Source organism: Bradyrhizobium sp. HKCCYLS3013, from assembly GCF_051167615.1.
In the GTDB taxonomy this organism is placed as follows: Bacteria; Pseudomonadota; Alphaproteobacteria; order Rhizobiales; family Xanthobacteraceae; genus Bradyrhizobium.
The window spans coordinates 232,481-252,845 of the sequence record NZ_JBNPTK010000009.1 but is presented as its reverse complement, the minus strand read 5'-3'; the positions used below and the strand labels follow the sequence as shown (position 1 = coordinate 252,845).

At 65.6% G+C, this 20,365-nt stretch carries 20 protein-coding genes and 1 tRNA gene; 13 read left to right on the top strand and 8 right to left on the bottom strand.

What is annotated here, in order from left to right; genetic code table 11:
* Positions 1-25 precede the first annotated feature (25 nt).
* Positions 26-2,305: a sulfatase-like hydrolase/transferase gene (locus ACQR1F_RS18445; RefSeq protein WP_434913597.1), complete on the bottom strand. Its 2,280-nt coding sequence runs from the start codon at positions 2,303-2,305 to the stop codon at positions 26-28.
* A 168-nt stretch (positions 2,306-2,473) separates the two neighbouring features.
* On the opposite strand from ACQR1F_RS18445, the gene ACQR1F_RS18440 reads away from it, so the two are divergent.
* The 3 genes from ACQR1F_RS18440 to ACQR1F_RS18430 all read left to right on the top strand — a co-directional run bounded on the left by ACQR1F_RS18440 (position 2,474) and on the right by ACQR1F_RS18430 (position 5,898).
* The gene (locus tag ACQR1F_RS18440) at positions 2,474-3,184 is read left to right on the top strand and encodes a TetR/AcrR family transcriptional regulator (protein ID WP_434913596.1); all 711 of its coding nucleotides are present in this window, start codon (positions 2,474-2,476) and stop codon (positions 3,182-3,184) included.
* A 181-nt stretch (positions 3,185-3,365) separates the two neighbouring features.
* Positions 3,366-3,439: transfer RNA gene (locus tag ACQR1F_RS18435), tRNA-Gln, on the top strand.
* Positions 3,440-3,669: 230 nt separating this feature from the next.
* A complete protein-coding gene (locus ACQR1F_RS18430; protein ID WP_434913595.1) occupies positions 3,670-5,898 on the top strand; it encodes a tetratricopeptide repeat protein in 2,229 nt (742 codons plus the stop codon).
* A 20-nt stretch (positions 5,899-5,918) separates the two neighbouring features.
* Here ACQR1F_RS18430 and ACQR1F_RS18425 read toward each other — a convergent pair whose 3' ends face one another.
* Positions 5,919-7,256 (bottom strand): sulfotransferase family protein, encoded by a 1,338-nt coding sequence (locus tag ACQR1F_RS18425; protein WP_434913594.1) that lies wholly within the window; start codon positions 7,254-7,256, stop codon positions 5,919-5,921.
* A gap of 232 nt (positions 7,257-7,488) precedes the next feature.
* On the opposite strand from ACQR1F_RS18425, the gene ACQR1F_RS18420 reads away from it, so the two are divergent.
* Positions 7,489-7,644, top strand: coding sequence for a hypothetical protein (locus tag ACQR1F_RS18420; protein WP_315803114.1), 156 nt, complete (start codon positions 7,489-7,491; stop codon positions 7,642-7,644).
* Between the two features lie 26 nt (positions 7,645-7,670).
* Here the strand turns inward: ACQR1F_RS18420 and ACQR1F_RS18415 are convergent, their stop codons facing one another.
* The 4 genes from ACQR1F_RS18415 to ACQR1F_RS18400 form a co-directional block, all read right to left on the bottom strand.
* Positions 7,671-8,189 (bottom strand): hypothetical protein, encoded by a 519-nt coding sequence (locus tag ACQR1F_RS18415; protein ID WP_315803113.1) that lies wholly within the window; start codon positions 8,187-8,189, stop codon positions 7,671-7,673.
* A 168-nt stretch (positions 8,190-8,357) separates the two neighbouring features.
* Positions 8,358-9,275, bottom strand: a complete 918-nt coding sequence (gene hpaD, locus ACQR1F_RS18410; protein ID WP_315827378.1) for a 3,4-dihydroxyphenylacetate 2,3-dioxygenase — start codon at positions 9,273-9,275, stop codon at positions 8,358-8,360.
* A 170-nt stretch (positions 9,276-9,445) separates the two neighbouring features.
* The gene (locus tag ACQR1F_RS18405; RefSeq protein ID WP_315714485.1) at positions 9,446-9,967 is read right to left on the bottom strand and encodes an Hsp20/alpha crystallin family protein; all 522 of its coding nucleotides are present in this window, start codon (positions 9,965-9,967) and stop codon (positions 9,446-9,448) included.
* A 28-nt stretch (positions 9,968-9,995) separates the two neighbouring features.
* Positions 9,996-10,163: a hypothetical protein gene (locus ACQR1F_RS18400; RefSeq protein ID WP_434913593.1), complete on the bottom strand. Its 168-nt coding sequence runs from the start codon at positions 10,161-10,163 to the stop codon at positions 9,996-9,998.
* A 291-nt stretch (positions 10,164-10,454) separates the two neighbouring features.
* Here ACQR1F_RS18400 and ACQR1F_RS18395 point away from each other — a divergent pair, with 291 nt between their 5' ends.
* Complete coding sequence (locus ACQR1F_RS18395) at positions 10,455-12,209, top strand: ATP-binding protein (protein WP_315803111.1); 1,755 nt, start codon at positions 10,455-10,457, stop codon at positions 12,207-12,209.
* 158 nt (positions 12,210-12,367) lie between these two features.
* Positions 12,368-12,952: a peroxidase-related enzyme gene (locus ACQR1F_RS18390; protein WP_315803110.1), complete on the top strand. Its 585-nt coding sequence runs from the start codon at positions 12,368-12,370 to the stop codon at positions 12,950-12,952.
* A gap of 5 nt (positions 12,953-12,957) precedes the next feature.
* On the opposite strand, the gene ACQR1F_RS18385 is transcribed toward ACQR1F_RS18390, so the two are convergent.
* Complete coding sequence (locus ACQR1F_RS18385; protein WP_315803109.1) at positions 12,958-13,584, bottom strand: ParB-like protein; 627 nt, start codon at positions 13,582-13,584, stop codon at positions 12,958-12,960.
* A gap of 239 nt (positions 13,585-13,823) precedes the next feature.
* Between ACQR1F_RS18385 and ACQR1F_RS18380 the strand changes: the two genes are divergently transcribed.
* From ACQR1F_RS18380 to ACQR1F_RS18350, 7 genes are all read left to right on the top strand, one after another.
* Positions 13,824-14,174, top strand: coding sequence for a hypothetical protein (locus tag ACQR1F_RS18380; protein WP_315803108.1), 351 nt, complete (start codon positions 13,824-13,826; stop codon positions 14,172-14,174).
* A 216-nt stretch (positions 14,175-14,390) separates the two neighbouring features.
* Positions 14,391-14,672: an acyl carrier protein gene (locus ACQR1F_RS18375; protein ID WP_006609130.1), complete on the top strand. Its 282-nt coding sequence runs from the start codon at positions 14,391-14,393 to the stop codon at positions 14,670-14,672.
* A gap of 9 nt (positions 14,673-14,681) precedes the next feature.
* Entirely contained in the window at positions 14,682-15,152 is a 471-nt protein-coding gene (locus ACQR1F_RS18370) for a 3-hydroxyacyl-ACP dehydratase FabZ family protein (RefSeq protein ID WP_315803107.1), read from the top strand.
* Positions 15,149-16,354, top strand: coding sequence for a beta-ketoacyl-ACP synthase (locus ACQR1F_RS18365; protein ID WP_315803106.1), 1,206 nt, complete (start codon positions 15,149-15,151; stop codon positions 16,352-16,354). The genes ACQR1F_RS18370 and ACQR1F_RS18365 overlap by 4 nt, the downstream gene beginning before the upstream one ends.
* 38 nt (positions 16,355-16,392) lie before the next feature.
* A complete protein-coding gene (locus tag ACQR1F_RS18360) occupies positions 16,393-17,667 on the top strand; it encodes a beta-ketoacyl-ACP synthase (protein WP_409997940.1) in 1,275 nt (424 codons plus the stop codon).
* 16 nt (positions 17,668-17,683) lie between these two features.
* Positions 17,684-18,616: a lipid A biosynthesis lauroyl acyltransferase gene (locus ACQR1F_RS18355; protein ID WP_434913592.1), complete on the top strand. Its 933-nt coding sequence runs from the start codon at positions 17,684-17,686 to the stop codon at positions 18,614-18,616.
* Positions 18,617-18,774: 158 nt separating this feature from the next.
* Positions 18,775-19,152 (top strand): VOC family protein, encoded by a 378-nt coding sequence (locus tag ACQR1F_RS18350; protein ID WP_315803104.1) that lies wholly within the window; start codon positions 18,775-18,777, stop codon positions 19,150-19,152.
* A gap of 102 nt (positions 19,153-19,254) precedes the next feature.
* On the opposite strand, the gene ACQR1F_RS18345 is transcribed toward ACQR1F_RS18350, so the two are convergent.
* Positions 19,255-20,361: a polyamine ABC transporter substrate-binding protein gene (locus ACQR1F_RS18345; protein WP_316180696.1), complete on the bottom strand. Its 1,107-nt coding sequence runs from the start codon at positions 20,359-20,361 to the stop codon at positions 19,255-19,257.
* Between the last annotated feature and the right edge of the window lie 4 nt (positions 20,362-20,365).

The window sequence follows — 20,365 nt, the reverse complement described above, 5'->3', positions numbered from 1 at the left end:
GATCCGCCGCTTCCCTGGTCGTCGACTATTGTCGCGCCATCTCGGCGTTGCCGACGCTTTCGCCATCCAGGCTCTGCTCATTCTGCATCGTCACGGTCACGTGCGACAGCCGTCCGGTGAATGCGAACGGCGCCGCGTAGTCCGACACCGGGCTGCCGCGGTCGTGGCCGATGTCGAGCCCCGACCATGAGATCAGCGTGTGAAAGGCCAGCTGCGTCGTCAGCGCGCCGGCCTCCTGGCCGTCGATCAGCAACGTGTACTGGCTCAGGCCGGTGCGCGCGCCCTTGGCCGGCTCGGTCTGCCGCCTCAGACGTTCGACGCGCACGCCCAGGCGATGCGATCCCGCCGGCACCGGGCGGGCCGAGCTGACGATCTCGTGGCGGCCGCCGATGTTGAGATCGTGCACGAGATGGCCGTCCTTGACGTAGAGGCTGTAGCCTGACGTGGCATCGCCATGGGCGATCAATACGCCGGATGCGCCCTCTGCATCGATCTCGACATGGGCCTCGATCAGATAGTCGCGGCTGCGCACGTCGGGGGCGACGTCGGTCGGCACATGGCCCATGCCGGCGTGGAACGTGAAGCGCGTACGCGCGCCGTGGAAACGCGCGGCGTTCTCGGCAAAGCGCGGGCCGAAGCGATCGTCGAGCGGCAGTACCTGGTGCGCCTCCGCCTGCTCCCACCACAGCTTCACCAGTGCCGCGAGCCGCTCCGGCTCGGCGGCGGCGAGATCATGCGTCTCGGAGAAATCCTGCGTGAGATGAAACAGCTCCCATTTATCGTTGTCGAACGGCGTGCCCGACGGGTGAAAGGCCACCGCCTTCCAACCGTCGTGCCAGAGGCCGCGATGGCCGAACATCTCGAAATATTGCGGCACGGGCTTCGACGGCGCGGACGGATCGGTGATGGAGGCGGCGAAGCTCACGCCCTCGAGCGGCATCTGCGGCACACCCGCGATCGTGGCCGGCGCATCGATGCCGATCAGGTCGAGCAGGGTCGGCACGAGGTCGCAGGCATGGACGAACTGGTGGCGGACTTCGCCGCGCGCCGCGATGCGCTGCGGCCAGGAGACGATGAAGGGATCGCGGATGCCGCCGCCATGGGTGTTCTGCTTGTAGCGGCGCAGCGGCGTGTTCGACGCCATCGCCCAGCCATGCGGGAAGTTCGAGTGCGTATCCGGCCCGCCGATGTCGTCGATCCGCGCGAGCTTCTCGGCGACCGGCTCCGGCTTGAAGTTGAATGGTCCCATCGCGTTGACGAAGCCGAGCGGCCCGCCCTCCTGGCTGGCGCCATTGTCGGACATGACGATCACGAGCGTGTTGTCGCGCTGGCCGGTCTTGTCGAGAAAGGCGAGCAGCCGCGCCAGATGCTGGTCGGCATGATCGAGCATGCCGGCGAAGGCCGATTGCAGCCGGGTGAAGACGCGCCGTTCGTCGTCGGAATGCGCGTCCCAGGCCTTCACGCCGTCATTGCGCGGAGGCAGATCGGTATTTTCCGGCACCAGCCCCATCGCCTTCTGCCGTGCCAGCCGCTGCGCGCGCTCGGCGTCCCAGCCATGAGCAAAGGCCGGGTCGTAGCTCTCGATGATCTCGCGGGGCGCCTGGTGCGGCGCGTGGCAGGCACCGAGGGCGAGCCAGGTCAGCCACGGCAATTCCGGTCGGTCGGCGGTGTGGTCGGCGATGAAGCGAATGGTCTGATCGACCAGATCGGCAGTCAGGTGATAGCCGTCGGCGTAGCTGCCGGGCGGACTGACAGGGGTGTTGTCGAGCACGAGCTCCGGCGCATATTGATCGGTTTCGGCGTCGAGGAAGCCGTAGAAGCGGTCGAAGCCGCGCCCCAGCGGCCAGCCGTCGAACGGCCCGGTCGCGCCGCTCTCGGTCAAGGGCGTCACGTGCCACTTGCCGACCATGTAGTTGCGATAGGCATGGGTGCGCAGCATCTCCGCCAGCGTCCCTGCCTCGCGCGCGATCTTGCCGCGATAGCCGGGATAGCCCGAGTCGAAATTGGCAAGGCAGCCGACGCCGACCGAATGATGGTTGCGGCCGGTGAGGAGCGCCGCCCGCGTGGTCGAACACATCGCGGTGGTGTGGAAGCCCGAATAGCGCAGGCCCTGCGCGGCCAGCGCGTCGATCGCGGGGGTGCGGATGGGCGAGCCGTAGCAGCCGAAATCGGAAAAGCCGACATCGTCGAACAGCACCACCAGGATGTTGGGCGCGCCCTTCGGCGGCTGCTGCGGCGCCGGCCACCACGGCCTGGAGCCTGCAATGGTCCTGCCGATCGTGCCACCGAATGCGGGCTCGCTCATGCCTCGTCCTCCCTCTTGCTCGCGTCCCGGCCGCGCCTGGCAGCCCGCACGAGTTGTATCGTTCTGATGGCTCTGGGATCCGCGACGTCCCGGGCAGGGGCGGCACGGCCAGGCTTGCCTCAGATCATAATCATAATTATGATTATTGTTCTAGAGGGAGCCAGCGACATGCCTCAGCGGATCGCGCCGGACCACCTGCCCGGCGTCACCCCGTCGCGGCAGCAGCGCAGCCGCGAGACGACGCTTGCCCTGCTGACGGCCGGCGCGGAGCTGCTGCACACGCGCGGCCTCGCGGAGCTGTCGATCAGCGACCTCTGTGCGCATATCGGGGCAACGGTCGGCGCCTTCTACAGCCGGTTCGACAGCAAGGAGGCCTACTTCAACGCCCTGCTCTCGCTCACCCTGGCGGACGGGCGGAAGCAGCTCTCGAGACTCCAGCCGCCCGATCCCGCCCGCGCGGGCGACCTGAACCGGCAATGCCACCTGCTGGTGCGCGGCACCGTGCTGTGGATGCGCCGTCACAAGGGCGTGCTGCGCGCCGCGCTGGTGCGCAGCGAGCGCGGCGCGAACCACTGGAGCGGCTTCAAGGAGCTGGCACAGGCACTGTCGGAGCGTGCGGCGCTGCTGCTGCCTGGGGGCGGGCGCGCCGGCGCGGCGTCGCGCACGCGGTCGGGAACAGCGGACGCGCGAAAGACGGTCGCGTTCGGCGTCCAGGTCGTGCTCGGCACCCTGGTGAACGCCATCCTCAACGATCCCGGCCCGCTGTCGATCGACGACGACGAGATTGCGGAACGGCTCGGTGCCTGTCTGGTCCTGCTGGTGCGCGGCGGCCCGGACGGCGCGCCACGAAAGCCGCGGGCCGCGAGAGGCGAGCGCTAGACCCGGCCAGCCCGTGGCGCGACGGGCGGCAGAGCACGTTGGAAATCCGTCATCCAGCGGCTTGCCAAAGCCTGATACATACGGGTAGAAGGACGCGTCGTCGCCGCCCGAGCTTTGCCGGCCGGCGCGCAGAACGGTGCCAAACAGTCCGGCAATTGCTTGAAACTGCACGGCATTCCGTTGGGGAATGGTGTAACGGTAGCACAACAGACTCTGACTCTGTTTGTCTTGGTTCGAATCCAGGTTCCCCAGCCAGCTTGATCATTGCCGCGACGGCTTGAAACTCCACCGCCTCGTCCTTGTGATCTGAGAAGCATCCGGCTCGGTTTTGCCCTACGCCCGAGATTGCATGCCCATGCGGGACGCGCTGCGGCGTCCGCCACCCCTTCGGCGCGCGGTCCCGCGCGTTAACGTCTGCTCATTGCGAATCGGCGAGAACGGAACAACCATTGCGAGCAATGGACCGGTTCTGTGGAGGAAAACACTTGCAAAGCAGCGTCGGCTCCCGCGCCTTCCAGAACGCAAGGCTGCAAAAGCGGGCCAAGAAACAGGCGGACGTGCTGCTGCCGGCAGCGGTCAAGGCCTACCGCGAGGGCCGGCATCCGGAGGCTCAGGCCCTGTGCCAGCAGATCCTGCAGGACCTGCCGCACCATCTCGGCGCCCTGCATCTGCTCGGCGTGTCCGAGCGGGACTGCGGCCGCTTCGACCAGTCGGTGCGCGTGCTGACACGCGCGACCGAGATCGATCCGCGCTCGGCCGACGCCCAGTCTGATCTCGGCCTGTCGCTGTCCCGGCTCGGCCGCCACGAGGACGCTCGCGCCCGCTTCGAGCGCGCCATCGCGCTCAGGCCGAACTTCCCGACCGCGCTCACGCATCTGGGCAACGCGCTGATGAGCCTCTTCCGTTTCGAGGAGGCGATCTCAGCGCATGACCGCGCCATTGCCCTGAAGCCCGACTATGCCGAGGCCTACGCTAATCGCGGCATGGCGCTGCTGTTCACGAGCCGCAACGACGAGGCCGGTCAGAACTTCGATCGCGCGCTGGCGCTGCAGCCGCGGTTGCTGACGGCCCTGTTCGGCAAGGGCGTGGCCAGCATGAACCTGCGGGAGTTCGATTCCGCGCTGGCCGCGCTGGATGCGGCGCTGGCGATCAATCCGAAGGCCGCCGCCGTGCTCGCCCAGCGCGGCCGGGCGTATCAGGAGATGGGCAAGTTCGACCAGGCGGAAGCCGATTTCGACGCCGCGCTCGCGCTCGAGCCGCTGCTGGAAGAAGCACTTTGCGGCAAGGCCGCGGTGACTCTCGTCCATGGCAATATCGCGCTCGCGATCTCCGTTATCAACAAGGTGCTGGCACAGAACCCGGACTCGGAGATCGCCTGGACCCTGCTCGGCGTCTGCGCTGCAGCGCAGGGCGACACCGCCACGGCGATCGAACATTACGACCGCGCGCTCGCGATCCGACCGAACCATGAGGACGCGATCACCAAGAAGATCTTCGCGCTGGATTTCCTGCCCGACACCGGGGTGGAACGTCTTCAGGAAGCGCGGAGATATTGGTGGGATGCGATCGGCTCGCGGTTAGAGCGCCGCGCGCTCGGCGTGCGAAACATCGACCCCGACCGGCGGCTTGTCGTCGGCTACGTCTCGTCCGATTTCCGCGACCATTCAGCGGCCTTTGCCTTCCTCCCCCTCCTGCGCCACCACGATCGCAACAAGTTCGAAATCCTCGCCTATTCCTGTTCGCCGATGAAGGATGCCAAGACCGACCTGTGCCGCTCGCTGGTCGATCGCTTTGTCGACGCCTCGCTGTGGGGCGACGACAAGCTCGCCGATCAGATCCAGGCCGACAAGGTCGACATCCTCGTCGACCTCTCGGGGCATTCCGCCGGCCACCGGCTCACGATGTTTGCGCGCAAGCCCGCCCCGGTCCAGGTCTCGGCCGTCGGCAGCGTCACCGGGACGGGCCTGCCCGTCATGGATTATCTGCTGGCCGATCCGGTGACGATTCCACCCGCGGTCCGGCATCTGTTCGCCGAAAAGATCTACGACCTGCCGTCGCTGATCACGATCGAACCCCCGCCTCCCATTCCGCCATCGCCGCTGCCGATGCTTCGTAACGGCCACGTCACCTTCGGCGTGTTCAATCGCATCGACAAGATGTCCGAACCTGCTCTCAGACTCTGGTCGCAGCTGATGGCTGCAACGCCCGGCTCGATCATCGTCGTCAAGAACCACTCGATGGGCGATCCCCTGCTGCGCGACCGATTGGTTGCACGCTTCGTCGCTCACGGCATTACCGCGGACCGCGTCCGTTTTGCAGGAAAGACGACGCGCCAGGAGCATCTTGCGATGTTCGCCGAGATCGACATCTCGCTCGATCCGTTCCCGCAGAATGGCGGCATCTCGACCTGGGAATCGCTGCAGATGGGCGTGCCTGTGGTCACCAAGCTCGGCAGCGGCCCTGCCGCCCGCGCGGGCGGCGCGATCGCCAAGGCAGTGGGCCTGGATGCGTGGGTCGCCGAAAACGACGACGGCTATCTCGCGACAGCGCTGAAATTCTGCTCGCGGCCTGCCGAGCTTGCCGCGCTCCGCGCCGAGCTGCCGGCCAGGGTCTCGCATTCAGCGGCCGGAAACGGCGCGCTCTACACGCAGCATGTGGAACAGGGATATCGGACGTTCTGGCGCGACTATTGCCGGCAAGCGCCGATCCGCTAGCGTTTCCTGTTCTGATTGGATCAGGACCGACCGGGCCGGCAGAGCCTCGCGCCCGTGCGCCGTTCCACCCATGCGAGATACTCTTCCGACCGGTCCAGCACCTGCGCCCGCGACAATCCGAATTGCTCGAGCGAGTAGACATGCTTGAAACGGCGGCTGACGGACTCCGCCTGCAAGTGCCGTCGCATGAGGGTCTCGAACTCGCCCGTGAAATCGTAGCCGAACTTCGCATAGATGGTGCGAACGGTCGCGATCGGGTCGCGAGTCAAATCCTCGAACAGGACATCGATGAATTGGCCGGATCTCGCCTCCTCGTCGGCCTGCATCATCCGGGCCATCGACTGCTCGAACAGCTCGAGCATGCGCTGGCCGAGGTCGTGGGCATCGAGGCGCGGCGTATAGGCGATCTGCATCTGCCCGATCAGGCTGGCGAGGGCCGGAATGATCCGGCACGGATCCCGATGCAGCCGAACGATCCGCGCGTCGGGAAAGCTCTTGAACAGCACCGGAAAGAACTGCGCATGAGCCAGCGACTTGCTGACCCAGTGCCCGCCGCGATGAAACAGCTGCAGGTGCTGAACCTGACGTCTGTAGCCGGCGTACAGCATGTCCAACTCTGACGGACTCAACCCTCGGAACCATTGCCAATAGTCCGGTGACCTCAGCCCGAGGATCATGTGCTGCGGGCCGTGCCACATCATGAGCTGGCACTCCTCGGGGGCCGCGGGGGCGAACTCATGGATCTTGTGCAGATCCGGCATCACGGCCGACCGAAAATCGGCGTGCACGCGAAGCCGGTCGATCCGCGGATCCGTCTCATACGTCTCCCGACGAGGCGGTGGCGACGGCTCCTGCAACTCCCAGAGCCGCGGTGCCCGCGCCTGGGGATCGAGGGCCAGCAGATGATGCAGAAACGTGCTTCCAGTCCGGCCGAAACCGACGAGAAACAGAGGCTTTGCAACGGGCACGTCGACGATGTCGGGGAAGTCGGCCACATCCTGCTCGAACTGAAGGTACCGCTCGAGCCAGCCATAGATGTAGTGGCTCGCCATGTAGCGGCCGAGATCGTCATAGTGGGTATCGCGTGCGATCGAGCCTGCCAGGCGCCTGATCCCTTCGAGATGCAGTTCGCTGTGCGTCCCCAGCGGCACCGAGCCGACGCGGCTTTGCGCCAGGTCGAGCAACTGATCGACGTCCAGCACTTGCCTCGCGCCAAGTTCGCGATCCAGGGAGAGCATCCTCGTCAGGAGCTGTACAGCCTTGGGCGAGCGCAGCTCTGGAGCGACGACGATGGTTTCGTCGGAATCGACTTTCCGGCGAGGCATGGAACGCTTCCCTGGGCGCGGTGAGGCGTCCATGCTAGCGAACGGCCCGCCCGATCACAACAGAGGCGCCGCGATCGAGGCTGAATGCGACGCTTGCGTTGCGTCGACGACGCTGTCCTGCCGGTCCCCGCCTCGCATCGTCTCCTCGACTTCACGATCTCGCCAAGGTGCGCCCGATCACGGAATTAACCCGTCATTCACCACGATCCTCATCCGGCCGGAACGATGCAATTTGCTTCAAATTGTCTGGCCAGGGAGACGGGACATGACCAAGCTGATGGACCTCGAAGACCAGATCGAACGCGCCGAGCGACTCGCGCGCAGCATCACCGACACGCTGACGATCGAGCGGCTGCGCCAGTTCGCGGCCGAGTGCCGGTGCGAGCGCGAGCGGCTGTCGCATCAACGCCACGCGGCCTGAAGGATCGCATCAGAGGGCGCAGCCGCTCACGAGCAGGTCGTCACCATGTTGGTGCAGAGCTGCCGCGTCCAGCCGACGCCTTTCTTGACGCGGATCCTGGCGAAGTCGCCGAAGCAGCCGAGCAGCTCGACCGCCTGGTCACCGCTCGCATGCGGGTCGAGCTTCGCGCTCGATGTGGCGTGATCGCGGTAGATCGCCGCGCCGTTCTGCAGGCCGCCGGCGCCGACGATGCTCCGATGCAGGAAGCCCCTGCCCTGAAAGATCACGGTCTCCTTGCCTTGCTCGACGTCGTTCAGCACGGCCCGGTCGATCTCGAACCAGTCACCCTGCTGCGCGGTGAGATGCACGACGATCCAGCCGTCGCTGGTCGGGTTCTTCAAGGCATTGACGATGCCGCCGCCTGGCTCCGCGCGGACATTGGCGCCGTTCGGATCGCGGTCGATGATGTCGGCCTCGACGTTGCAGGCCTCGCGATGCGGCACTTGCGCCGCCGCCATGCCCGGCACGATGAGCATCGCGGTCAGCAACAGAATTCTCGTCAGCATTGAGCGGTCACCGGCCTCCGGTCCATCCCGCATTGGTCGCGCCGCCGACGCCGCGGTTCAACACCGAGCAAATGGCGGCGACCAGCCGGGCTCACGGCGACCGCCGATCAGGTCTATCCGGAGGACATCATCGAAATGCTCCGGCATCCGGAGGTCTGGTGAGCGGCGCTACAGCCGACCGCCCGCGAGCGCGGCGGCGCGCGGCCGGCCGACGTCGTCCAGCGCCTGCGGCATCGGTGAGACCGGAAACACCGCGTTGATCTGGCCCGTCCCTGATGACGGGAAGAACGGCGTCACCACCTCGACGCCGCGGTCGTAGTGGTTCCAGCCGAGCGCGCCCAGCAGCATGGCCGTATCGTGCATGAAGCCCTCGCCATGGCCCTTGCTGGCATATTCCGGCAGCATGTCGCAGAAATCCGGCCACTCGCCGTGCTCCCACATCTGGATCACCTCGTGGTCGAGCCGCTCCAGGAACGGGCTGAACATCCGGTCGCGATACTCGTCGGCGGTGCCGTTCTGGGCGAAGCGGTGGCTCAGCGAGCCCGAGGCGAAGAAGGCGACCGTGCCGTCGTAATGATCCTCGACCGCGCGGCGGAACGCCCAGCCGAGCTTGGCGCTGTCGGCGAGATAATGCGAGGTGCACAGCGCCGAGACGGAGACGACCTTGAAGTGGCGGTCGGGGTTCATGTAGCGCATCGGCACCAAGGTGCCGTATTCCAGCGCCAGCGACGTCGCATCGTGGGCCATGGTGGCAACACCATGGGCGTTGGCGCCCTCGGCGAGGATGTGGCCCAGCTCCGGGTTGCCGTCGTATTCATAGGTCATGTTGGCGATGAAGTGCGGCAGCTCGTTCGAGGTGTAGAGCCCTTCGAAATGCGGCGCGCAATTGATGTGGTAGCCGGCATTGACCAGCCAATGGGTGTCGAACACGACGATGGTGTCGACGCCGGCCTCGCGGCAGCGCCGGCCGATCTCGATATGACCGTCGATCGCCGACTGTCGCTTGCCCTTGGCCGGACCATCCAGCTCGCTGAGATACATCGACGGCACATGCGTGATCTTGGCCGCCAGTGCGAGCTTGCCCATCCTCTCGTCTCCCTTCCGGTCGTTCCCCGGTCCGGCATCGCCGACCGTTTGCTTGGGAGGCAGATTACCCCTGCAGCTCCGCGAAAAAAAGGGCCGCGCGCGCGGCCCTTCCTCGGCGTCCGATCCATCGTCTGTCCCATGATCATGGGACAGAAAGCCACAGGATGCGGTCACGCCGCCTTGATGTCGATGGTCTTGGCGGCCTTCTGTACCTCGGGTTTCTTCGGCAGGGTGACCTTGAGCACCCCCTGCTTGAACACGGCCTCGATCTTGTCGGTGTCGACGCCGTCGGGGATCTGGAAGGAGCGTTCGAACGAGCCGAAGCTGCGCTCACGGACGTAATAGTCCTTCTTCTTCTCCTCCTTGTCCTCCTGCTTCTCGCCCTTGATCGAGAGCACGCCGCTCGCAACCTTCACCTCGACGTTCTTCTCGTCGAGGCCGGGCAACTCAGCCGTGACCTCATAGGCATTGTCGTGCTCGGCGACGTCGACCGCCGGCGCCACGGCAAAGGACCGTGCGCGGGCCAGACCCGGCAGTTGGTCGAACAGCGACGGTGTGCGCCAGATCCCGCCATGGAAGTCCTCGAACACGCGATCGATCTCGCGGCGCAGGTTCTCGAACGGCCGCCATCCCTGCATGGAGGGCGCACCTGCCTTCTCGGTGTTGACGGGCAGCTTGGTAGGTTCAGCCATAACATCATCCTCCTGCTTCACGCGAGGATCAGGTCTGCAACGGCATGGGCGCGACCAATGTCATCCGACGAGATCGGCCGGCATCCGCTCCCTCGCGCTTGACGGGAAAGATATAGCCGGCACGCCCGGGTTCCAGATTGATTGCGATCAAATCGCTGAGCGGCCGGACGGCTTTCGGATCGGTGCGGTAACCCATCCAGGTTGCTTTCGGGGTCGGGGCGTCCAGCGCCGAAGAGCCCTGAAGGAAGAGCCTTGGAGATGGTGAACCGGACGTTAACCCGAACGGCTCGCGCAACGCTTTAGGGAAGGATGCAGAAATCCTTACACTCCAAAGTGTTAGGCCCCATTGAGGAGGCGCGATCGCAACGCTCCGCGCGCCCCTCCGACGGCCGGGCCGGGCGCCGGCGCGTTCACAAACATTGCCCGCTTAACAAATTTTCCAGTCCCAGCAGAGAAGGTGTCAGCTCAACAATTCACCACAGGTTTCATGACCGTGACATCCTTCGGACGCGTGATCTCGGTGCGGGGCTCCCAGGCCCGCGTCGGCATTCTGTCGAAACAGCAGATGAACGTCTCCGATATCCGCGCGACAGTCGGCCGTTTCATCAGCATTCGCTGCCCGAGCGCCACGATCATTGCGATCATCACCGAGGTGACCAGCGAGGACCTCTCGCATGCCAGCGAATACGTCGCGACGGCGTCGGTAGACCTGCTCGGCGAGATTCTCGGGCCGGCCGAACGGCCCAAGTTCCAACGCGGCGTCACCCACTACCCGACCATCGGCGACGCCGTCGACATGATCACGAGCGAGGAGCTGCGCACGATCTACACGCCGACCGCCGGCGACCACATCGACATCGGCGCGCTGCAGCAGGACACCTCCGTGCGCGCCTGTGTCAATGTCGAGGAAATGCTGTCGAAGCATTTCGCGGTGCTTGGATCGACCGGCGTGGGCAAATCGACCGGCGTGTCGCTGCTGCTCAACGAGATCCTGAAGGCGCGGCCGAACCTGCGCATCTTCCTGCTCGACGTCCACAACGAATACGGCCGCTGCTTTGGTGAAAAGGCGCTGGTGCTGAACCCGCGCAACCTGAAGCTGCCGTTCTGGCTGTTCAATTTCGAGGAGATCGTCGACGTCCTGTTCGGCGGCCGGCCCGGCGTGCCGGAAGAGCTCGACATCCTGGCCGAAGTGATCCCGCTGGCAAAGGGCATCTACACCCAGTACCAGAACACGGACCGCATCGGGCTCAAGCGCGTCGACCCCAAGATGGTCGGCTACACCGTCGATACGCCGGTGCCCTACCGCCTCGTCGACCTGATCAACCTGATCGACGAGCGGATGGGCAAGCTCGAGAACCGCTCCTCGCGCATCATCTATCACAAGCTGATCTCGCGCATCGAGACCGTACGCAACGACCCGCGCTACGCCTTCATGTTCGACAACGCCAATGTCGGCGGCGACACCATGGCCGAGGTCATCAGCCACCTGTTCCGCCTGCCCGCCAACGGCCGGCCGATGACGGTGATGCAGCTCGCCGGCTTCCCGGCCGAGGTTGTCGATTCCGTCGTGTCGGTGGTGTGCCGCATGGCGTTCGATTTCGGGCTGTGGAGCGACGGCGTCTCGCCGCTGCTGTTCGTCTGCGAGGAGGCCCACCGCTACGCCTCCGCCGACCGCTCGATCGGCTTCGGCCCGACCCGCAAGGCGATCTCGCGCATTGCCAAGGAAGGCCGGAAATACGGCGTCTATCTCGGCCTGATTACCCAGCGGCCGGCCGAGCTCGACGCCACCATCATCTCCCAGTGCAACACGCTGTTCACGATGCGCCTCGCCAACGAGCGCGACCAGTCGCTGCTGCGCTCGGCGGTGTCGGACGCCGCCGCCAACCTGCTCTCCTTCGTCCCCTCGCTCGGCACCCGCGAGGTGCTGGCGTTCGGCGAAGGCGTCGCGCTGCCGACCCGGCTGCGCTTCAAGGAGGTGCCGCTGCATCAATTGCCGCGCAGCGAGGCGACGATCGCCACCGTCCGCTCGGTGAATGCCGGACACGACATGCATTTCGTCAGTGCCGTGCTGGAGCGCTGGCGCGGAGCGACCTCGAGCCGGGACGCCTCGAGCGGCGACGGCGGCGCCGGCAACCTCGGGGATCGAGGAAGTATGTCCGCATCGCTGGACGCGCCAATGCTGCAGCCGTCGATGGGGCTCGATCCGGACCGCTTCTCCCTGTTGAAGAAGCCGCTGCGCTAAACACGGCGGCCGCCGCTCTCAAATCCCGGTCGATGACGCCCCGAGGAGGCGTTGCGGGCACGTCGCCAAAAGCAAGGTGATGGGCTGAGCTGGACCGTTGCGCCTGCGCGGCGATCGACTAAGGTTCGCCCCCTGCCACGCACGCCGGACCCGTTGCCATGACGCAAGCTCCCATCAGCCGCTTTCCCGTTCCCGCAATCGACGCCTTGCCGGACGACATCCGCACCCGGCTGCTCGGCGTGCAGGAGAAGAGCGGCTTCGTGCCCAACGTGTTCCTGACACTCGCGCACCGGCCGGACGAGTTCCGCGCGTTCTTTGCGTATCACGACGCGCTGATGGAGAAGGACGGCGGGCTGACCAAGGCCGAGCGCGAGATGATCGTGGTGGCGACCTCGAGCGCCAACCAGTGCCAGTATTGCGTCATCGCGCATGGCGCGATCCTGCGCATCCGCGCCAAGAGTCCCCTGATCGCCGACCAGATCGCGATCAACTACCGCAAGGCCGACATCACGCCGCGGCAGCGGGCGATGCTCGATTTCGCGATGAAGGTGGCGCTCGAGGCGCAGACCGTCGGGGACGCCGATTTCAAGGCGCTGGCCGGCCACGGTTTCAGCGACGACGACATCTGGGACATCGCCGCAATCGCGGCATTCTTCGCGCTGTCGAACCGGATGGCGAATGTCACAGGCATGCGGCCCAACGACGAGTTCTACCTGATGGGGCGGCTGCCGAAGACCAAGTGAGACGATCAATCGTCCGACGCCGGCCCGCACCAGCCGGGCAGATAGACCGCGTCGTGGCTCTTTGCGGCCGCCAGCGCGTGCTCCATGGCGGCGGCGAAATGGGTCTCGACCGTCTTGCGCTTGACCTTGCGGCGCAGGAAGTCGGCCCATAGGAACTCGCTGAACGGCGTCGTGTCCTTGGCAAAGCCGCCGGCGCGGCGCAGCTCACCGGCCAGGCTGCGGAACGGATCGTCCTTCAGATTCGCGACGGTCTTCGGCAGATCCTTGAAATGCCGCCGCACGCCCTTGGCGTCGTAAGGATAGACCCAGCGCTTGTTGTCCATCACGCCCCAGAACGCCTCCCGATCGACCATCGAGAGGTCGCCGATCACCGTGACCAGCACATCCTTGACGCCCTCGTCATGGAGCGCGCGGGCGAGGTGATGGTGGTCGACGACGTAGTGCCGCTCGTCGGGACCGAGCACCACCGGGATCATGTGCTTGCCGAGCAGCTCGGCCTGCTTCTTCTTCGACTTGTGCTCGCGCCAGCGCTCGCGCTTCTCCTTCACCTCGCGCATGCCGACGGTCATCTGGGTCGGGCGCAGCGACAGGATCGGCACGGGATGAAGCAGCGGCTCGCGGGTATTGGCCATGGCTGGGCTTCCAGGGGGATGATCAGCATTATGCCACGCCTGCCGAGCCGTTCCAGCGCATCTTCCCCGAGCTGCGACGCCGTTCGGACCGACCGCGGCAGGTTCCAATCACCCGCGGAGCAGGCGCCGACTGGATGCATCCGAGGAGGGAGATGTTTTGCTGATGCAGCTCAATTATGGCAAACTTTCTTTGTGAGAGGTTGGGCCCGCGTGCTAAAAAGGACCATCGGAGTCGAGGCATGAAGTCCCAGCGCCCCATTGCAGCGGAGGAAGAGCATCGCGTGGTGCCGTTCCGGCCGCGCAGCAGTCCGGTGCGGCGCGCGGCCGAGGGCGGCAGTCCGCCGATTCAGCTGCACCGGCGCGAGCAGCCGACACTCGATCTCTCCCGGTATGAGCAGCCGCGTGAGGAGCCCGATGACTTCCGTCACCGCATCCTGGCCAACATCGCCGCCATCGCCTTCACGGTCGCGTTGACCGCGATCGGCATCTGGCTGGCGATGAGCATTGCCGACCTGCGCAAGACCCAGGACTGCCTGCTGACCGGACGGCGCGACTGCGCCCGCATCATCACCGAGACCTACACGCCCTGATCCCCTGCTGGACGCGGCTGCCGCGGCCGGCGGGGCATCACAATCCCGCCACAACCGCCGTGTCCGGCTCCATTGAACTCACCGCGTCGCTCCGATATACGGGCACACGACTCCCCGGGCGACGGGGGTAAAAGGGCTCGCATCAGACGCCCCGGGGGCGCGGTGTCCTCCCGTCGCCACCTACCGGATTAGCTCCAAAATATCAAAGGCTTAGTGATGTCCTCAACATTCGATCAGGTCGCCACGATCATCGCTGAAACCTGCGACATCCCGCGCGACACGATCACGCCGGATAGCCACGCCATCGACGATCTGGGCATCGACAGCCTCGATTTCCTCGACATCGCGTTTGCGATCGACAAGGCCTTCGGGATCAAGCTGCCACTCGAGAAGTGGACGCAGGAAGTCAACGACGGCAAAGCCAGCACCGAGCAGTATTTCGTGCTGAAGAACCTGTGCGCCCGCATCGACGAGCTGGTCGCCGCCAAGGGCGCGTGAGCGCCTGCCATGCAGATCGAATACTTCCTGCTCATCGACCGCATTCTCGATCTTCGGCTGGACGAGAAGGCCATCACCGTCGAAGCCAAGGTCCCCACCGAAAGCACGATCTTCGAAGGACATTTCCCGGGCTATCCGATCATGCCCGGCGTTCTCCTGATCGAATCGATGGCGCAGACATCGGGCTGGCTGCTGCTCGCGCTCATGAAGTTCGAGCGGATGCCGTTCCTCGCCGCGGTCAAGGAGGCCAAGATGCGCGGCTTCGTGTCGCCGGGCGAGGTGCTGACCGTCGAGGCCAACGTGCTGCACGAGGGCTCCGGCTATGCCATGACCGAAGCGCGCGTGAAGGTCGGCGGCAAGCTACGCTCGAACGCGACGATCACCTTCAGCCACGTCCCCTTCCCCAATCCGGAGCTGCGCGGACACATGGACGCCGTCGCCGAGCGCGTCGGCTTTCCGCAACAGGTCCTACAGCGATGAGTGAGACGACAGCCGTGACCTCCGAGCCCGTCGAAGTCTGGATCACCGGTATCGGCCTTGCGACCTCGCTCGGCGAGGGACTCGATGCGAACTGGGAGGCCCTCAACGCCGGCCAGATCAACGTCGACGAGCAGGGTTTTGCACCCTACATCGTGCATCCCTGGGCCAAGGTGAATCTGGAAGCGCAGATCCCGAAGAAGGAGCAGCGCCAGATGGAGGCGTGGCAGCGCATCGGCACCTATGCCGCCGGGCTTGCGCTGGATTCCGCCGGCCTCAAGGGCAACAAGGACATCCTGTCCCGGATGGACATGATCGTGGCCGCGGGCGGCGGCGAGCGCGACATCTCCGTCGACACAGCGATCCTCAACGCGGAGGCCCAGGGCAATTGCACGCCTGGCTTCCTGAACGACCGGCTGATGAGCGACCTGCGCCCGACCCTGTTCCTGGCGCAGTTGTCCAACCTGCTCGCCGGCAACATCGCGATCTCGCACGGCGTCTGCGGCACCTCGCGCACCTTCATGGGCGAGGAGGTTGCGGGCGTCGACGCGTTCAAGATCGCCTTGGCCCGCATCGCCGGCCGCCAGAGCGACATCGCGCTGGTCGGCGGCTCGCACAATGGCGAGCGCAAGGATCTGCTCGTGCTGTACGAGTTCGGCGACTACAATCTGAAGAACGAATTCAAGCCGGTCTGGTCCCGCAAGGACCATCCGGGCTTCGCGCTCGGATCGGCCGGCGCGTTCCTGGTGCTGGAATCCAAGCCGCATGCCGAAGCCCGCGGCGCCAAGCCGCTGGCGCGGCTCAGCAAGGTCGTCGCCGACCGCGCCCGCCGCAAGGAGGCAGGCGCGGTGACCGGAACGCTGGACCGTCTATGGTCGGCGCTCGACGTCCACGAGGCCCCCGGCGCCATCATCACGGGCGCGACCGGTGCGGAGCCGGTGACCTCGGAGGAGCGCGCCTTCCTCGACCATCACAAGGCGTTCGCGGTGCGCTCGAGCGGGACCCGCTTCGGCCACACGATGGAAGCGCATTTCGCGCTTGGTCTGGCGCTTGCCGCACTTTCGATCTCGCGCGGCGCCCTGTTCGCACCGGGCGACGCCTCGGGTGTGGAGGCAGAGATGAAGGAGGCTCCGACCCAGATCGTGGTGGTCGGCGCCGGCCACTACCGCGGCGAAGGCATGGCCTTGGTCGAAGCAGTCAAGTGAACACGGTACGGCCTTAAGAAGACGCGACGGGGGACATCATGAGTGTACGCGACAAGTTTGGACGCCCCATCGTGGTCGTGACCGGGATGGGCATCGTCACCTCCCTTGGGGCCGGCAAGTCCGATAATTGGAACAAGCTCGTGGCCGGCGAGTCCGGCATCCGCACCATCACGCGCTTTCCGATCGACGGCTTGAAGACGACCATGGCCGGCACGGTCGATTTCGTCCCCGTGGCGCCGTTCACGTCGACGGGCCTGTCCGAGCGGCTCGGCCACATGGCCGTCGAGGAAGCCATCGCGCAGGCTGGAATCGGCAGCAAGGGCGACTTCCCGGGCCCGCTGTTTCTCGCCGTGGCGCCCGTCGAGATCGAGTGGCCGCAGCGCCTGGAGCTCGCGCATGAGGTTGGCGGCACTCAGTTCACCTATGACGACCTGCTGAAGGTCTGCGGCGGCGGCAAGTTCGTCAACTATCACCACCGCTTCCTGTTCGGCTCCGTCGCCGATTCGCTGTCCGACACCTTCGGCACCAAGGGCTCGCCGATCTCGCTGTCGACTGCCTGCGCCTCCGGCGCGACCGCGATCCAGCTCGGCGTCGAAGCCATCCGGCGCGGTGAGACTGACGTCGCGCTATGCGCCGCCACCGAAGGCTCGGTCAATCCGGAAGGGCTCGTGCGCTTCTCGCTGCTGTCGGCGCTGTCGACCCAGAACGACCCGCCGCAGGCCGCCTCCAAGCCGTTCTCGAAGAATCGCGATGGCTTCGTGATGGCCGAGGGCGCCGGCGCGCTGGTGCTGGAAAGCTACGACGCGGCCGTGGCGCGCGGCGCCAAGATCCTCGGCGTCGTCGCCGGCTGCGGCGAGCTGACCGACTCCTTCCACCGCACCCGCTCCTCGCCGGACGGCAAGCCGATCATCGGCTGCATCCGCAAGGCGCTCGCCGATGCCGGCATGGCGCCGGAGCAGATCGACCATATCAATGCCCACGGCACCGCCACGCCCGAGAACGACAAGATGGAATATGTCGGCGTCTCCGCCGTGTTTGGCGAGCACACCGGCAAGATCCCGGTGTCGTCGAACAAGTCGATGGTCGGCCACACCATCTCGGCGGCCGGCGCGGTCGAAGCGATCTTCTCGCTGCAGACGCTTGAGCATCAGCGCATTCCGCCGACCATCAACTACGACATTCCGGATCCCGCAATCCTGTTCGACGTCGTCGGCAACAAGGCCCGCGATGCGCGCGTGACCACCGTGATGTCGAATTCGTTCGGCTTCGGCGGCCAGAACGCCTCGCTGATCCTGACGCGCGAACCGGCCTGATCCGCCTGTCACATCGATGAGTCTCCTGCCCCTCCGGACCAAGCTCGTGATCCGCCGAGCCGTGAAGTCGGCCGGGGCCTCCGCCGTCGGTGCGCTGACGGTCGGCATGCTCAGGACCACGCGCTATTTCGACCCGCAGAAGACGGCCGACCGCTTCGCGCGCATCGCGCAGCGGATCGGTCCGCGGCTGCGCGAGCAGCGCATTGGTCGCGACAATCTCACCGCGGCCTTTCCGGAGAAATCGCCCGAGGAGATCGAGAAGATCCTCGCCGGCGTGTGGGACAATCTCGGCCGCGTCGGCGCCGAGTTCGCCCATCTCGACAAGATCTGGGATTACGACGAGGCGCATCCCGAGCGCAGCCGGATCGAGCTGTCGCCGCGCACCCATGAGCTGTTTCATCAGCTCCGTCTCGACGGCAAGCCGGCGCTGATCTTTGCCAGCCACCTCGCCAATTGGGAGATGCCGGCGCTGGCGGCGGTCGCCCATAAGCTCGATACGGCGATCCTCTATCGCCGGCCCAACATCGCCGCCGCCGACCGCATCATCCAGGAGATGCGGCAGGTCAAGATGGGCACACTGGTCCCGGCCGGCCGCGACGCACCGCTGCGGCTGGCACAGGCGCTCAAGAACGGCCAGCACGTTGCCATGCTGGTCGATCAGTACCTGACCGGCGGCGTCGAGGTCACCTTCTTCGGCCGCAAGACCCGCGCCAATCCGATGCTCGCCCGCCTGTTGCGCCAGGTCGAATGCCCGGTGCACGGCGTCCGCATCATCCGCCTCCCCGGCAATCGCTTCCGCGCCGAAGTCTCGGAGGAGGTGAAGCCGGTCCGGACGGCCGATGGTCAGATCGACATCCAGGGCACGACGCAGGCGATCACCGACGTCGTCGAGAGTTGGGTGCGCGAATATCCCGAGCAATGGCTCTGGCTGCATCGGCGCTGGCGGTAGCCCGCGCCCGGACAAATTCCGCTGCAGGGAAGCAGCGCTGCAGCACCACTTACCGCTGACGGGCCCTTGAAAGAAAACGCTTACCTCATCCATCGACGCTCGCTACCTTGGTCGCGTATCCGACGGCTGTTCGGAAGCTGCAGGGAGGACAAGCGCGAATGTTTTCGCATGTGATGATCGGCACCAACGACCTCGACAAGGCCAAGGCCTTCTACGACAAGCTGCTGGGAACGCTCGGCGTGAGGCCGGCACGGGTCGACGGCCACCGCATCTTCTACATCACGCCGACCGGCATTTTCGGGGTGTCGAAGCCGATCAACGGTGAGCCGGCCACGCACGCCAATGGCGGCACGATCGGCTTTGCCTGCAACTCACCTGAGCAGGCAGACGCCTGGCATGCAGCCGGGCTCGAAGCCGGCGGCACCAGCTGCGAAAATCCGCCCGGCGTTCGTGAAGGCTCCGCCGGCAAACTCTATCTGGCATATCTGCGCGACCTCGACGGCAACAAGCTCTGCGCGATGCATCGGCTGGGGTAATCCCGCGGAGTCATTGCGAGGAGCAACGCGACGAAGCAACCCAGATCTTCTTCTCAGCCCTGGATTGCTTCGCAGCGTTCGCAATGCCGGCAGCAGCGCTGGCTACCGCCCGGTCTTCACCTTCGTCCAGAGCCGGTTGATGACGCGCTGCGTCGCGGGCTCGCGGGCGGTGATGACGAACAGCTTCTTCAGCGTCGTCTCATCCGGATAGATGTTCTTGTCGCCAAAGATTTTTGGATCGATCAGCTTCTGGCTCGCCAGGTTGCCGTTGGCATAGGACAGGAAGTCGGAGTTCTTGGCCGCGACCTCGGGCCGGTAGAGATAATTGATCAGCGCATAGGCTTCGGCCACGTGCGGAGCGTCAGTGGGAATCGCAAAATTGTCGAAGAACATCTGCGCGCCCTCTTTCGGGATTGCGTAGCCGATCTCGACGCCGTTCTTCGCTTCTTCCGCGCGGCTGCGCGCCTGCATGATGTCGCCGGACCAGCCGACGACGAGGCAGATCTCGCCGGTGGCGAGCGCGCTTAAGTATTCCGACGAATGAAACTTGCGCACGGATGGTGCGACCTTGCCGACCACCTCGGCCGCCTTCTCCAGATCGGCCTGCCTGGTCGAGTTCGGGTCGAGGCCAAGATAGTTCAGCGCCGCCGGAAAGATGTCGTCGGCGGAATCCAGCATGTGGACGCCGCAGTCCTTGAACTTGGCGAGGTTCTCCGGCTTGAACACCATGTCCCAGCTGTCGATCCGCGCGCCGGGCCCCAGGATCTTCTCGACCGCCTTGACGTTGTAGCCGATCCCGGTCGTGCCCCACATGTAGTTGGCGGCGAACTGATTGCCGGGGTCGTAGGTCGCCAGACGCTCGGTCACGGCGGGCCACGCATTGACGAGATTGGGCAGCTTCGACTTGTCGAGCGGCTGGAATATCTTGGCCTTGATCTGGCGCTGCAGGAAGTACGCGGTCGGCACCACGACGTCGTAGCCGGATTTGCCGGCGAGCAGCCGCGTCTCCAGGGTCTCGTTGGCGTCGAATGTGTCGTAGACCACCTTGATGCCGGTCTCCTTGGTGAAGTCGTCAAGGACACCGGGCGCCATGTAGTTCGACCAGTTGTAGAAGTTGACGACGCGCTCCTCTGCGCGACCGGCCGCCCCCGTGAGCGTCAGCGCCGCGACAGCCAGCGCCAGAGCCGAACCCATGCAGCCGCGCGTCATCACT